Origin of the sequence: Nocardia niigatensis NBRC 100131, from assembly GCF_000308655.1 — a bacterium.
Lineage (GTDB): Bacteria > Actinomycetota > Actinomycetes > Mycobacteriales > Mycobacteriaceae > Nocardia > Nocardia niigatensis.
This window is the reverse complement of sequence record NZ_BAGC01000033.1, coordinates 191,585-205,628: the sequence shown is the minus strand read 5'-3', so window position 1 is coordinate 205,628 and position 14,044 is coordinate 191,585. Positions and strand designations below refer to the sequence as shown.

Annotated in this window: 13 protein-coding genes; 7 read left to right on the top strand and 6 right to left on the bottom strand. The window is 69.9% G+C overall.

What is annotated here, in order from left to right; all coding sequences use genetic code 11:
- Positions 1 to 12 precede the first annotated feature (12 nt).
- Both ON33_RS09085 and ON33_RS09080 read left to right on the top strand, forming a co-directional pair.
- Positions 13 to 2,316 (top strand): SpoIIE family protein phosphatase, encoded by a 2,304-nt coding sequence (locus tag ON33_RS09085; RefSeq protein WP_040857364.1) that lies wholly within the window; start codon positions 13 to 15, stop codon positions 2,314 to 2,316.
- A gap of 197 nt (positions 2,317 to 2,513) precedes the next feature.
- Complete coding sequence (locus tag ON33_RS09080; protein ID WP_040857506.1) at positions 2,514 to 2,843, top strand: STAS domain-containing protein; 330 nt, start codon at positions 2,514 to 2,516, stop codon at positions 2,841 to 2,843.
- 91 nt (positions 2,844 to 2,934) lie between these two features.
- Here the strand turns inward: ON33_RS09080 and ON33_RS09075 are convergent, their stop codons facing one another.
- Positions 2,935 to 3,972, bottom strand: a complete 1,038-nt coding sequence (locus ON33_RS09075) for an LLM class F420-dependent oxidoreductase (protein ID WP_040857363.1) — start codon at positions 3,970 to 3,972, stop codon at positions 2,935 to 2,937.
- Between the two features lie 126 nt (positions 3,973 to 4,098).
- Between ON33_RS09075 and ON33_RS09070 the strand changes: the two genes are divergently transcribed.
- Positions 4,099 to 4,737, top strand: a complete 639-nt coding sequence (locus tag ON33_RS09070; protein ID WP_040857362.1) for a cyclodeaminase/cyclohydrolase family protein — start codon at positions 4,099 to 4,101, stop codon at positions 4,735 to 4,737.
- 199 nt (positions 4,738 to 4,936) lie between these two features.
- The gene (locus ON33_RS09065; RefSeq protein WP_040857361.1) at positions 4,937 to 5,683 is read left to right on the top strand and encodes a L,D-transpeptidase; all 747 of its coding nucleotides are present in this window, start codon (positions 4,937 to 4,939) and stop codon (positions 5,681 to 5,683) included.
- Positions 5,684 to 5,788: 105 nt separating this feature from the next.
- Here ON33_RS09065 and ON33_RS09060 read toward each other — a convergent pair whose 3' ends face one another.
- Positions 5,789 to 6,637, bottom strand: coding sequence for a bifunctional 5,10-methylenetetrahydrofolate dehydrogenase/5,10-methenyltetrahydrofolate cyclohydrolase (locus ON33_RS09060; protein WP_040857360.1), 849 nt, complete (start codon positions 6,635 to 6,637; stop codon positions 5,789 to 5,791).
- A gap of 272 nt (positions 6,638 to 6,909) precedes the next feature.
- On the opposite strand from ON33_RS09060, the gene ON33_RS09055 reads away from it, so the two are divergent.
- From ON33_RS09055 to ON33_RS09045, 3 genes are read left to right on the top strand one after another with little or no spacing between them, the layout of a single operon-like run.
- Positions 6,910 to 7,770 carry a YdcF family protein gene (locus ON33_RS09055; RefSeq protein WP_085996702.1) on the top strand — a complete coding sequence of 287 codons (861 nt, stop codon included), beginning with the start codon at positions 6,910 to 6,912 and terminating at the stop codon, positions 7,768 to 7,770.
- A 60-nt stretch (positions 7,771 to 7,830) separates the two neighbouring features.
- A complete protein-coding gene (locus ON33_RS09050; protein WP_040857502.1) occupies positions 7,831 to 8,634 on the top strand; it encodes a putative protein N(5)-glutamine methyltransferase in 804 nt (267 codons plus the stop codon).
- Positions 8,631 to 9,326 carry an HAD family hydrolase gene (locus ON33_RS09045; protein WP_051151817.1) on the top strand — a complete coding sequence of 232 codons (696 nt, stop codon included), beginning with the start codon at positions 8,631 to 8,633 and terminating at the stop codon, positions 9,324 to 9,326. Before ON33_RS09050 ends, ON33_RS09045 begins: the two co-directional genes overlap by 4 nt.
- Before the next feature lie 17 nt (positions 9,327 to 9,343).
- Here the strand turns inward: ON33_RS09045 and ON33_RS09040 are convergent, their stop codons facing one another.
- The 4 genes from ON33_RS09040 to ON33_RS09025 form a co-directional block, all read right to left on the bottom strand.
- Complete coding sequence (locus ON33_RS09040; protein ID WP_083868751.1) at positions 9,344 to 9,739, bottom strand: ester cyclase; 396 nt, start codon at positions 9,737 to 9,739, stop codon at positions 9,344 to 9,346.
- A 13-nt stretch (positions 9,740 to 9,752) separates the two neighbouring features.
- Positions 9,753 to 10,253, bottom strand: coding sequence for a hypothetical protein (locus ON33_RS09035; RefSeq protein WP_040857359.1), 501 nt, complete (start codon positions 10,251 to 10,253; stop codon positions 9,753 to 9,755).
- A 21-nt stretch (positions 10,254 to 10,274) separates the two neighbouring features.
- Positions 10,275 to 11,336 (bottom strand): TFIIB-type zinc ribbon-containing protein, encoded by a 1,062-nt coding sequence (locus ON33_RS43945; protein WP_157184456.1) that lies wholly within the window; start codon positions 11,334 to 11,336, stop codon positions 10,275 to 10,277.
- Positions 11,337 to 12,776: 1,440 nt separating this feature from the next.
- Positions 12,777 to 13,946 carry an SPFH domain-containing protein gene (locus tag ON33_RS09025; RefSeq protein WP_040857357.1) on the bottom strand — a complete coding sequence of 390 codons (1,170 nt, stop codon included), beginning with the start codon at positions 13,944 to 13,946 and terminating at the stop codon, positions 12,777 to 12,779.
- Positions 13,947 to 14,044 lie beyond the last annotated feature (98 nt).

Here is a 14,044-nt window from a genome sequence, read left to right as displayed (position 1 = left end):
CGAGATTCCGGCGTGAGTGCGGTACTGGCCGCTTTCCGCGAGGCGTACGCCGCCGCGCTCCGGTTGCACCTGCGCGCCCCCAATCAGAACACCCTGGCCGAGGGCTACGAACTCGGGCGGCGGGCGCTGGTGGAGGGCGTGAGCATTCTCGACCTCACCGAGCACCATTTCCGGCTGCTCGAGGTCGAGGGGCTGGGGCCCGCCCCCGACGGCACCGACCGCACCGAGGCGGCACTGGAGTTCCTGCTACAGACCATGGCGGCACTGGACGTCGCCACCCGCGGCTTCCTGGACGGGACCCGGCGCTACGAGCAACAGCGTTCCCGCGCCGACGATCTCGCGGGCCGCGACGCCTTCCGGACAGCGCTGGTGGAATCGCTGCAGGACGGCTTCTTCGTCGTCGACGCGCAGGGCACCCTGATCGAGGTCAATTCGGCGTTCGGCGCGCTCACCGGCTATGGGCCCGACGGCATTCCGTACGCGCTCCCCCACCCGTGGACCCTGCCCGAGGCGGCGCGCTACCCGGATCTGGGCACCGACGCGGCCCGCTTCGTGATGCCCATCCGGCATCGCGACGGACGGCAGCTGTGGCTGGCGGTGTCGACCTCCTCACTGGTGAAACCCGAGAACGGGGAACGCATTTTCGTAGGCACGCTGCGTGACGTCACCGCCGAGCACGACGCGCAGGCCCGCGATCAAGCGGTCTCCCGGCTGGCCACCGCGGTCGGCGCGGCCACCAGCGTGGTCGAGGTGCTCACCGTCGGCCTGGAGGAGCTGCGGCGGGCCGTGGGCGCGGAGGCCGCGGTGGTCTCGGTCTGGCCCAACCATCACGCGGGCCCGGAACTGTATGTCTCCGAGGACAATCCGTACACCGGCGCGGGCCTGGCCCCGCACGATACCCAGCCCATTCCCCGGCGCGGCGAGGCCGGGCCGACCGGCGGCGGCGAATCCCGGCGCGTCCTGGACGCCCGGGCGCGCGCCCTGCTCGACCGCGCCCGAGTGCAGCCCGGCCGCACCATGTTCGCCATCCCCGAGGGGGCGTCGAGTTCGGAGGGCATCGTCGCACCGCTGGGCGAGAGCGGCGATTCAGCGCTGTGGCTGCGCTTCGCCGCGCCGCGCGTGATCACCCCCGGTGACTGGGCGCTGTTCTCGCTGCTGGTCGGTCATCTGAGCCTGGCGGTACAGCGGGCGCGCAACTTCGACCAGGCGCGGTCGACCTCTCTCACCCTGCAGCGCGCCATGCTCGGCCCGATCGAACTGCCGCCGCGATTCTCGGTGCACTACGAGCCCGCGCTGCCGCCGCTCGAGATCGGCGGCGACTGGTACGACGTGGTGCGGCTCGAGGACGGCACCATCGGCGTGGTCGTCGGCGACTGCGTCGGACGTGGCCTGTCGGCGGCGGTGGTGATGGGCCAATTACGTTCGGCCGCAAGGGCGCTGCTGCTACGCGGCGCGGGCCCGGCCCAGCTGCTGGCCGAACTGGACACCGTGGCCGCCCGCATTCCGGGCGCCATGTGCACCACCGTGTGCGCGGCCATCCTGGATCCGGTGCGCGGGCTGGTGCGCTACTCCAATGCCGGGCATATGCCCCCGGTGCTGGCCGAGCCTGCCAAGCGCGGCCGGCTGCTGGAGGGCGGGCGCGCATTCCCGCTGGCCACCTTCGATATTCCGCGCCGCCCGGAGGCGACCACCGCGATGGCGCCGGGCTCCACCCTGGTGCTGTTCACCGACGGCCTGGTCGAGCAGCGCGGCGTCGACATCGATGACCGCTTCGTCGCGCTCGCCGACGAATTGTCGCGCGTGGCAGGCCAATTGCCGCGCGATGTGGCCGACGCGGTGCTGTCGCGGCTGCGGCCCGTCGCCGGCTACGACGACGACGTGGCCATGGTCGTGTACCGGCAGCCGCCCGGGCCGCTGCGCCTGGACGTTCCCGCGGAAGCCCGTGAGCTGTCCGGCATCCGGCGCGCGCTGCGCTCCTGGCTGACCGCCGCCGCGGTGCCGCACGATACGGCGGTGGACCTGGTGGCGGCCGCGAACGAGGCCTGCAGCAACAGCATCGAGCACGCATACCTGGGCGGCGAGCCGGGCCGAGTGCGGCTCAACGCGGACTGCGGGGTGGACACCCTCACCATCGAGGTGTCCGATACCGGCGTGTGGCGGCCGCTGCCCGCGGATCCTGGTCACCGGGGCCGCGGCATCGCCATGATGCGTGCGCTCACCGACGATCTCGACATCGACAATTCCGGCCCCGGCACCCGGGTCCGGATGTCGGTGCGACTAACGGCCGTTTCATTTTCAGCGGCTGGACGCATGTGAATCAGGGCCCGCCGGGACGACTTCGGCGGGCGGTTTCGGAGGACTCCGAAAGAGTGCGGTAGCTGCGGGTTTCACTGGAACGCCGGCTACCGAACCAGTACCGATGTGGTAGACGATGCAGCACGAACGGACGGATCATGGCAGATTTAACAAACGTGACCAATACTTCCGGAGACGGCTATCCCTTCGCCGACACGATGACCACCTCGGTCACCCCGCACGCTGAGGCCACCGTGCTCACCGTGACCGGCGAGGTCGATCTGGCCACGGCGCCCGCCCTCGAGAACGCGATCGACGCGGCGCTCGCGGGCAAGCCCGCCGCCCTGGTGATCGACCTGTCCGCGGTCAGCTTCCTGGCCTCGGCGGGCATGGCGGTGCTGGTGGGCGTGCACAAGCGCGCGGCCGGCACCCGCCTGGTGATCGTGGCCGACGGACCCGCCACCAGCCGCCAGTTGAAGATGACCAACCTGGACCAGGTGTTCTCGCTGCATTCCACGCTCGCGGAGGCGCTCAGCGCGCTGCGCTGAGGGCAGTGGCCCGACACGCGGAGCGCAGCGGCCCGAAACACAGAAGCCGGGCCCGGGATCATCCCGGGCCCGGCTTCGCGGCATTCGAGAGCTAGATGAGCTCGCGCAGCTGCTCGATCAGCTTCACGCGCTCGGCCGGGGTACCGGCCATCGGGACCACGTTCAGCACGGTCACACCGGCCTCGCGGAAGGCCGCGACCCGCTCCTTCACGAACCCGGCCGAACCGATCAGGTTGACGTCGCGGACCAGATCGTCCGGAACCACCTTGGCGGCCTCTTCCTTCCGGCCGGCCAGGTACAGCTCCTGGATGCGGTCGGCCTCGGCGCCGTAGCCGTACTTGGTGGCCAGCGCGTGGTAGAAGTTCTTGCCCTTGGCGCCCATGCCGCCGATGTAGAGGGCCAGATGCGGCTTGACGCCGTCGCGCCAGCTGTCCACATTGTCGCCGATGGCCAGCGCGGGGCCGGCGAAGATCTCGAGGTCGCCCAGCGCCGGATCACGCTTGGCCAGACCGGCTTTCACCGAGTCGCCCCAGACTGCGTCGGCCTTCTCCGGGAGGAAGAAGATGGGCTGCCAGCCCTCGGCCACCTCGGCCGCGAGCTCCACGTTCTTCGGGCCGAGCGCGGCCAGCAGCACCGGAATGTTCTCGCGCACAGGGTGATTGATGAGCTTGAGCGGCTTGCCCAGGCCGGTGCCCCGGCCCTCGGGCAGCGGGATGTTGTAGTACTTGCCGCTGTGCTCGAGGCGCTCGCGCTTCCAGACCTTGCGGCAGATCTCGAGCACCTCGCGGGTGCGGCCGATGGGGGCGTCGTAGTTCACGCCGTGGAAGCCCTCGATGACCTGCGGACCGGAGGCGCCCAGGCCCAGGATGAAGCGGCCGTCGGAGACGTAGTCCAGGCCGGCCGCGGTCATGGCGGTCAGTGTGGGCGTGCGGGTGTAGAGCTGCAGGATGCCGGAGGCCAGCTGCACCCGGTCGGTCTTGGCGGCCAGGTAGCCGAGCGCGCTCACCGCGTCGAACGAGTACGCCTCGGGCACGAACACGATGTCGAGGCCCGCCCGTTCGAGGTCGGCGACCTCGGCGGCGGTCTCCTTGAAGCCGTCGGTGTAATTGATCGACAGTCCGATACGCATGTCGGGGACCTTACCCACCTGTTGGCACACCGACAGCGGGCGGGTTGCCGGTGACGGCTCGCGGAGCGGTACCGTAAGCGGCGAAATCACCCGAATTCCCCGTACTGCCAAGGGAGGCCACCCCGCATGACCCAGGACACCACCGGCTTCGGTGACTCGACACTGCGGGGATACCTGGACGAGCTGGCCGCCAAGGTGCCCGCACCCGGCGGCGGCGCGGTCGCGGCACTGCACGCGGCCCAGGGCGCGGCCCTGGTCGCCATGGTCGCGCGCTACACCACCCGCGCCAAGGACGCCGAGAACCGCCCGGTCATCGACCGGATCATCGCCGCAGCCGACGTGGCCCGCGAGCGCTCGCTGGCCCTGGCCGACGCCGACGCGGCCGCCTTCACCGGGGTCGGCAATGCCTACAAGCTGCCCAAGGAGACCGAGGCCGAGCAGGCCGCCCGCGCCGAGGCCATCACCGCCGCGCTGCTGCAGGCCGCCCGGGTGCCCGCGGCCGTGGTCTCCGAGGCGGACGAAATCGTCTCTCTGGCAACGGAACTGCTACCCATCGGCAACCCGAACGTGGTGACCGACATCGGCGCGGCGGCCGACTGCGCCCGGTCCGCGGCGGCCAGCTCGCAGCTGAACATCGCCATCAATGTGGCGTCGCTGGACGGCATGGCGGGCGCCGAGTTCGCCCCGGTGCTGAAGCAGATCGAAGAGGTCATCGCGCGCGCCGATGCGCTGCACAACGATGTGGTCTCGGCTATCACGCGCTGACCGGCTCGAATCCACCCGCACTGTGCCCCGTTCCGTTATGGAACGGGGCACAGCTATTTTCTGGCCTGCTACCTGGCACCCCGAATTTCACAAAGCGCCCACGCCGGTACAATTGTCACGAACCGGAAACATTTGCCGATGAGACTGATGATCAAGTCATAGTCTGGGGAACCAAGCCCCCTCTTGAAGGGATGCAGGAATGCGGAAAGCGATTCGCTCTCTGTTCGTCGCAAGCTCCGTCGCCGCGGCGGCCGCGTTCGGAACCGGAGCCGCGGGTGCGGCCCTCGTAACTCCCAATCTCCCAGCGGTCCAAGCCATTACACCGAGCCCAGGGCAGGTGGTGGGCATCGCGGCCCCGGTGACCGTCCAGTTCGCCTCCGCGGTCACCGATCGCGCCGCCGCGGAACGCACCGTCGACGTCCGCGCGCAGAACTCCCTCGCCGGGCATTACACGTGGATCGACGACCGTCAGCTGATGTGGCAGCCGGACAACTATCTGCCGACCCGCTCGCCGATCACGGTCCTCGCCGGACGCCAGCACATCAAGTTCCAGACCAATGGCGGCACCACAGCCGACGCGGACATGTCGGCGCACACGTTCACGGTCTGGATCGACGGCGTCGCACGCACCATGCCCGCCTCGATGGGCAAGCCCGGGCGGGAGACTCCGGTCGGCACCTTCCCGGTGATGTCCCGCGAGCGCACGGTCACCTTCGACTCCCGGACCATCGGCATCCCGCTCAGCGATCCGGAGGGCTATCTGATCACCGGTGAGTTCGCCGAGCGCCTCACCTCGGGCGGCGTCTACGTCCACTCCGCCCCGTGGTCCGTCGATTCGCAGGGCAACTCGAACGTCAGCCACGGCTGCATCAATCTGGCCCCGGCCGACGCCGAGTGGTACTACAACAACGTCTCCATCGGAGATCCGGTCACGACACACTGGTGAGCCCAGCTCACCCCGGTAGTCACGGAATCAGGGAGCTCTCAGCTCAGGGAATCGGACAGATTCCCCCGGCGAGAGCTCCCTGATCTCGTTCATTGACCCGCTTCGTCAGCGGGCGGATTCGGCGGCCTGGACCACGTGACGCATGAGCAGTGCGGTGGTGACGGGGCCGACGCCGCCGGGGACGGGGCTGAGGGCGGCGGCCTTGCCGGTGACCGAGGCGGCGTTCACGTCGCCGGTGATGTTGCCGTTCTCGTCCTCGTTGGTACCCACGTCGATGACGACCGCGCCCGCACGGACATGGTCGGCGGTGATGAGGCCCGCACGGCCGACCGCGGCGACGACGACATCGGCGGCGGAGGTGACCGCGGGCAGATCCGTCGTGCGGGAGTGGGCGATGGTGACGGTCGCGTTCTCCGCGAGCAGCAACTGCAGCAGCGGCTTGCCGACCACGTTCGAGCGGCCGACCACCGCGACATGCCGACCGGCGAGCGGGATTTCGTGGAACTTCGCCAATTCCACCACCGCCTCCGAGGTAGCGGGCGGGAAGCCCGGGAGGCCCGCTGCCAGCAGGCCGAGCGACAGCGGGCTGACGCCGTCGACATCCTTCGCGGCCGCGATGGCCGAGCTGACGTCGTCGAGGCCGACGCCCTTGGGCAGCGGGGTCTGCAGCATGATGGCGTCCACCGACGGGTCCTGCGACAGCTCGGTGAGCTTGGCGCGGATCTGCTCGGCCGTGGCGTCGACGCCGAGATCGACGTTCTCGCAAGTGATTCCATTGCGCTCGGCGGCGCGGTTGAGGGACTTCACGTACCACGCGCTGGCCGGGTCGTCGTTCGGGATCACGAGGGCCAGACGGGGAGCGGCGCCCGTCTCGGCGAGGGCGGCGGCGCGCTGCTTGGTGTCGGCGTTGATGGCGGCGGCGAGTTCCTTGCCGATGAGCGAAGTCGTATCCACGGGTACACAGCCTATCCCGAGTCCCGACCGCGCCATGCCCGCGCACACCGGCGGGCGGTTCGGCGATATGTCCGGAGCCTGGCTGTGACACGGCACGCCTCGCGCGCGTTCCCGCTATGACTTCGACCGAAACCGCGAATTCCGTTCGGCAAATACCCGACAACCGCCTTGGGCAGTCGTATCGTGTCCCCATTCGGTAACTAGACAATAGCCAGCTAATTCCATGGATAGCCGGCAAGCGATGCGTGACACCCTCCGAAAGGTCGACAGCAGTGCAGATCGCCAGGCGTTTTCCCATCCTGCTCGCGGCGGCGGCCGCCGCGCTCACCATCCTCGGCACCGGCACCGCGCACGCGGACACCGCGGCGCTCTACAACTCCGCGCAGGACAACTTCACCGCCGGCAACGAGGCGGCCGGACTGGCGGACCTGCGGAACCTGCTCAACGAATCACCCGATGACGCACAGGCACTCGCCCTGCAGGCGATCTGGTCCGACTACACCGGCGACATCATCACCCGCGAGCTGGCGCTGAACCGGCTCAACGGCGTCGACGGCCGGCTCGCGGACGAGACCCGGAATCTGTTCCGGGCCATCGGCGCCGCGGTCGGCACCCTGCCCAACCCGATCCCGGCGATCGCGGGACCACAGACCGGCATCGCGGTGCTCGGCTACGGCCTGCTGCCCGACGGGACCATGCGGCCGGAGCTGGTGAACCGGATGCAGGCGGCCTGGCTGCAGGCGATCGCCTCGCCCATGTCGCCGATCCTGGTGACCGGCGGCAACCCGCAGAACGGGATCACCGAGGCGGCGGCCATGCAGGGCTGGCTGGTCGGGCACGGCATTCCCGCCGGCCGCATCCTGGCCGATCACCGCGCCGGGTCGACCGTGCAGAACGCGCTGTTCGGCGCGCAGATGCTCCGGGACGCGGGCGCGACCAGCGCCATTGTGGTGACCTCCCCCAACCACATTCGCCGCGCGGTGGCCGACTTCATCGTGGCCGGCATCCCGGTCATCGGCGCCACCACCTCCCTCGAGCAGCTCGTCTCCCAGCTGCCCCCGCCCGCCCGCAGCAGCCAGCGCGGCATCTACCTCGACACCACCCGCACCCTGCGGCTCCCCACCGAACGCTGATCCCCTCACGCCCGGACCCCGCCCGATCCGGGCGGCAGTCCGGGCGTGCACAATGATCCGGTGACCACTTCCGCCACCGAAACGCTGGTCGCGCGGCTCCGCGCGGCCGGCTGCGTCTTCGCGGAAGACGAGGCCGCCCTCCTGCTGACCGCAGCCACCGACCCCGCCCATCTGGAATCGCTTGTCACACAGCGCATCGCCGGGTTCCCGCTCGAGCATCTCCTGGGCTGGGCGGAATTCCGCGGCCTCCGCGTCGCCGTCGCGCCGGATGTCTTCGTCCCGCGCCAGCGCACGAGCTTCCTGGTCGAGCAAGCTATTGCCCTGGGCCGCAGCGTGTTCCAGGATTCGCCACTGGTCGTCCTCGATATGTGTTGCGGCTGTGGCGCTCTGGGTTTGGCTTTTGCGAAAGAACTTGCAGAAGAAGGCATTCAGGTCGAGTTGACGGCGGCGGACATCGAACCGGCGGCGGTTGCCTGTGCGCGGGAGAATCTCGCCGCGGTGGGGGCTCGGGTCGTCGAGGGTGATCTCTTCGATGCGGTCCCCGCGGATCTGCGTGGGCGCGTGCACATTCTGCTGGCGAATACGCCGTATGTGCCGTCGGAGGAGATCGCGTGGATGCCACCCGAAGCGCGCGATCATGAGCCGCGGCGGGCCCTCGATGGCGGGGTGGACGGATTGGATGTGTTGCGGCGGATCGCCACGGCGGCGGGCGAATGGCTCGGGGCGGGTGGGCATCTGCTTGTCGAGGAGAGCGAGGAGCAGGCTCCGGTCGCGGCGGAGGTCATGCGCGAGCATGGGCTGGCGGCGCGGATCGCGGAATGCGAGGAGATGGGGGCCACTGTGGTGATCGGTACGCGGGCATGAGCATTCGCGGTGTGCTGTTCGATATCGACGACACGCTCATCGACTATTCCGCGACCGTGCGGATCGGGTTCCTGCGACATCTCGCGGCGGAACAACTGCTGGATCGGGTCGAGTCGCCGGAGGCCGCGCTGACGCTGTGGCGGGCGATCGAGGAGGAAGAGTACCTGCGGTTCCTCGCCGGTGAGCACACCTTCAAGACGCAGCAGACGGTGCGCACCGTGCGATTCCTGGCGCACCTGAACGTGACGGCCGACGACCCGGTCGCCTGGTTCGGACGCTATGCGGCACACCGGGATACGGCGTGGGCGGCATTCCCGGATGCCGCGCCCATCCTGCGGCGGTTCGACGGGCGGATGGCGCTCGGCGTCATCTCGAACGCCTCCCGGCCGTACCAGGTCGGGAAGCTGCGCACGGTCGGGCTGCTGCACCACTTCGGGGACGACATCCTGTGCTCGGACGAATTCGGTGCGGCCAAGCCGGATCCGGCGATCTTCCGCGCGGGATGCGAGATGCTCGGGCTGCCGCCGGAGCAGGTGGCCTATGTCGGCGATCGGTACGACTGGGACGCGCTCGGGGCCAGAAATGCCGGGCTGCGGGCCTATTGGCTGGTCCGCAGCGGGCCGGCAGTCACCCCCGACGACAAGATCACGGTCATTCGCTCACTGGCGGAACTGGATTCACCGGCGGAGTGAGTCCGCCGGCCGCGTGCTCAGTGTCCGTGCGTCGCCTTGCGGGCCTCGCTCAACGCGCGGCGCATGCGCAGCAGGTAGACCGGAGTCGGTGGGACCAAGCCGAGTTGGGTGGCCTGGCCGAGGTCGTCGCGGTTCGCCCAGTGTTCGATGACCTGGCCGTCGGCGATGCGGATCCAGTGCGACTGGATGACGGTGAAGGTCTTCCCGAGCGACGGCATCGCCTGCACCGGTTGGGCATCCGGCCCGTAGACGAGGAACGTACCGATCTGACGGCCGTGCATGGTGGTGTGCAGGGCCACGAGGTCGCCGTCGACGGCCACCTCGTGGATGTCCCACCGCAAGTCGGTGTAGGCGGACCGTAGCCACCGGGCGGTCGCGTAGTAGGCAGCCGGGCCGGTACCGCGGGGCCGCAGCCTTTCCCGGGACTCAGCCCGCTTCGAGGGACTTCCGGATCTCGGCCTGGATCTCGAGCTGCGCGCGGGCCGCGTTCATTCCCGCGTTCACCTCGGCGGCGGTCCGCTGGGTGGCGGCCGAGACATACTGTGCCACCGCCGCTTCGATGGATTCCACCGCCGTGGTCGCGGTCGCCACCTGGTCGCCGCGGGCGGCGGCGGGCAGGGCGGCCATGGCGACCAGGCGGTCGTCCCAGGCCAGCGCGGCCTGCTCGAGTTCGGCGCGCAGCACGATGGTGGCGCCGTCGTCGAGGGCGCCGGCGGTGTGCAGGGCCCGCATGGCGTCGCGCAGGCGGCGGTGCAGGCGCGGCTCCGGGTCGTGCGAGCCCGCCCACGAGGCGGGGGCCCGGGTGGGAGCGCCCGGAACGACCTGGTTGGCGGCCGCGGTCGCGGTCTTCTGGCGGGAGGACACCAGCATGACGCCGCCCACCGCGGCCGCGATCAGGATCAGCACGATCAGCACGACGATCAACATGGTCGGCTCACTTTCGTGGGGTCAGCGATGAGTGGTCGGGTGCGGCGGGGCGACGGTGGAGCGGACGGGTCCGGTGGGATGCGCCGGCGTGTGGTGGCCGTGCACCTTGCTGTACACCAGGACCACCGCCAGGATGATCGCGAGCACCGCCAGGATCGCGGCGATGATCTTCACCTTGCTCCACGGGCGGTCACCGGACACCTGGCCGGTGAGGCCGTTGATGTACACCTGGTACGGCTTGTCCATGTAGACGACCGTCAGCAGCCAGATCGGCAGCAGCAGATGCTTGTACGCCAGCCAGTTCCAGTTGGTGTTCAACTGGTGGATCCGCTGATGGTCACCGCCGATATCGCCGCGCACGGTCGATTCGATCGCCGATTCCATCCGCTGCTGCGCTTCCGGGAACGACTGCTCGGCGTCGCTGTCGTAGGTCCGGCACAGGTGCCCGGCCACGAATTCCGGTGAATAGGCGCGCGCCTGCTCGACCGGCCACGGCTCCAGCGACCGAATCCGCTCACGGTTCATATTGTCGTTGGCCAGCACCGGCAGATCGGCGAAATCATTGGCGACCTCGCCCGCCACCGGATACCAGCGAGTCCGGGTCTCGTAGACCGGCTCACCGTCCGAATCCGTCCCGACCCGCACCTGATAGTCGTCACCGCGCTCGCCCTGGTACCAGCTCTGGGTATCGGCGTCATAGGTGAAATACGCGGTGTACAGGCTGGAGAAAGCCCCGATCCGCCGATACTTCCGGAAGTTCGATGGCGCGAACCACCGCCCCGACACCCACTTCTCGACCAGTTCGCGAGCCTGCTTCTCCCCCACCAGGAACGGCACCACACCGTCCACCGGCAACCGCGCCGGCGCATTGTGCACATCATCACGCTGAATGGGCGTGGCGCAGTACGGGCACCGAGTAGCGGTGAGACTTCCGGTGAACCCGGTTGTCCCACCACAGTTCTGGCACTTCACCTCCCGCTCCCCCGTCACCTGCGGCCCCGCCGCATGCGCCTGCAACTCCCGCAACGCCGCAATAGCGGGCCCCAACTCCCGAGCCTGCACCGGCACATCCGGCGCCGTCACCGGCGTCCGATTCCCACAACTCGGGCACAACAAATCCTGCCCCACCGGATCGAACACCAACTGCGCCCCACAAGAGGAACACGGATACGTCCGAGTCAACTCCGTCTGATGCAGCATAGCCCGATCCGGCACCACCGGATCCCCCTGCGGCACAGCACCATCCGGCTCACCCGGGCCCGGGGCAGCCACACCCGGCACGAGCACCGGCGCCACGATCACCGGCTGCGCCATAGCCCCCACCGGCTGTCCCGCCCCGACCCCACCGAGCAGCGGCGGCGCAACAGTTCCCGGCCCGCCAGCAGCGCCACTGGTCGGCCCAAAGTTCTGCGGCGACTGAACACCCTCTGGTCGACCGCTACCAGCACCCGGCAACGGCGGCGGACCCGCCGGACCTCCGGAGCCCGGAAGCGGCGGCGGTGCAACAGTTCCCGACCCAATGGCAGCCCCGGGCTCCGGCGCGATAGTTCCCGGCCCAGCGGCAGCGCCGACCTGCGGTGCGAAACCCTGCTGCGGCGGCATCGATCCAGGCTGCGGCATCGGAGAAGCTCCGACCTGCCCCACTCCAGCGGGAGGAAGGGGCGGCGGCCCAGCCGGAGCCCCGGATCCCGGAAGCGGCGGCGCAACAGTTCCCGGCCCAGCAGCACCACTCGGCGGTCCAAAGTTCTGCGGCGACTGAACGCCTCCTGGTCGACCGATCCCGCCACCTGGCAGCGGCGGCGGACCCGCCGGACCTCCCGATCCCGGAAGTGGCGGCGGCGCAATGGTCCCCGGCCCAGCAACATCCCCGGGCTGCGGCGCGAAACCCTGCCGCGGCGGCATCGATCCAGGCTGCTGCATCGGAGAGACCCCGCCCTGTCCCACTCCGGTGGGCGGAAGTTGCGGAGGCGCGCCCCATGTCTGCGGGGGTACGCCGCCCGGCGGAGTCGCGCCAGGCTGCGGCATCGGCGGGACGGTGCCCGGAAGGGGCGGCGGGACAGGCGCTCCCGTGCCGGGGCCACCGGGGTGCGGCGGCTGTGCGGGTGGGAGGCCGCCTTGGGCCTGGTCATTGGCCGGGGGCGGCGGCGTCCATGGTTGCGGGTCGGCCGTGGGCGGGAGCGGCGGGGGGCCGGACGGGTGCGACTGCTGGTGGTTGTCGTTCATGGGAGCTCACTCGGTGCGGCGGACTCGTGTCACGCCATGGGGCGGAAGGACTTCGGGACGCGCCGAGGGCTCGGGCGTGGATGTCGGGCAGTCCGGACGGAGATGACGTCCGGGTACGGCGGGCCGATCGGCCGCGGTGCGGCTGCGGCCGGTGGGCCGGTGTCTGAGCGCGGGAAGGCGGTGGGATGAGCTGTGGGGGCTCGGGTCTCACTACCGGTTCACCCGTCTCGGCGCGCCCGCGCGGACCGGTTCGACGCACCGCCCGGGCAGGCGCGGACGATGCCACCGGTCGAGTTTCCGCTACTGCGGGGGCAGCGGCGGCGGGGTGCCCGGCAGCGGGGGCGGGGTGGCGAACAGGGACTGGAGGGCGGGGACGGTGTTGGCGGGCTGCCAGCCGGCCATGCCCTCGCTCCAGACATTGGTGTCACGGGTCAGCTGACCGGACGAGACGTACTGGCGTAGTTGGTCGATCGGGAACGGGCCCGCGGCCTGGCCGGCGTTGTCGAAGTGGAACTGCTGCTGGCCGGGGAGCGGCGGCGGGGCGGCCTGCTGCGGGGCGGCGGGCTGGGCGTAGCCGCCCTGCTGCGGCTGCATGCTGCCCTGCATGGCGCCGGCCATCTGGCCGCCGAGGACCACGCCCATGCCGGCCTGCATGGCGGCTCCCATTCCGCCGCCGGGGTTCTGGGCGGCGGCGAGCATGGCGTCGGCGGCCTGCATCTGCTGGTAGCGGTTGAGGTCGACATTGTTCATGAAGCCGCCGGCTTCGACGCCGCGCGCCACACCGCGGGTCATGGCCTGCTGGATCTCCTCGGGCAGCGAGATCGTCATGGTGACGCCCTCGACCCCGATGCCGAAGCCGGACAGCCGCTGACCGACGAATTCGCGCAGCTTGTCCGACAGTTCGACCTGGCGGCCTTGCAGATCGATGGCGCCCAGGCCGCTGGCCAGCACCATGTCGGAGAAGGCCAGTGCGACATTGGCGCGCAGCTGCTCGCTCAGCGCTTCGGCGTCGACCTCGGCGTTGGTGCCGATCATCTGGCGCAGGAACACCTCGATGTCGGTGACGCGCACGTTCGCGGTGCCGTTGGCGCGGATCTGCACCATCCGGAAGTCGGGGTCGCGCACGGTGACCGGTTGCGGTGTACCCCATCGCATGTCGGTGACGGCGCGGGTGTTCACGAAGTACACCTCGGACCGGAACGGCGAGTTGAACCCGTGCCGCCAGCCCTGCAGCGTGGACATAATCGGCATGTTCTCGGTGGTCAGCTGGTAGTGACCGGGCCCGTACTTGTCGGCCAGCTGGCCGCGGTAGACGAAGACGGCCTGCTGCCCCTCCCGGACGATCAGCTCCGCGCCGTTCTTGATCTCGTTCTCGTAGCGGGGAAACCGCCACGCCAGCGTCGTGCGAGTGTCATCCAACCATTCGATGATGTCGACGAATTCGCCGCGGATCATGTCGAACAGGCCCATTGAGTTCTCTTTCCTCCCTCGGGCGCTGCGCCCGACCCCGGCAGAGTATGGCACAGGGTCGCCGGCGCGCGCGGTCACCGTCACGGAGGCTATCGAGC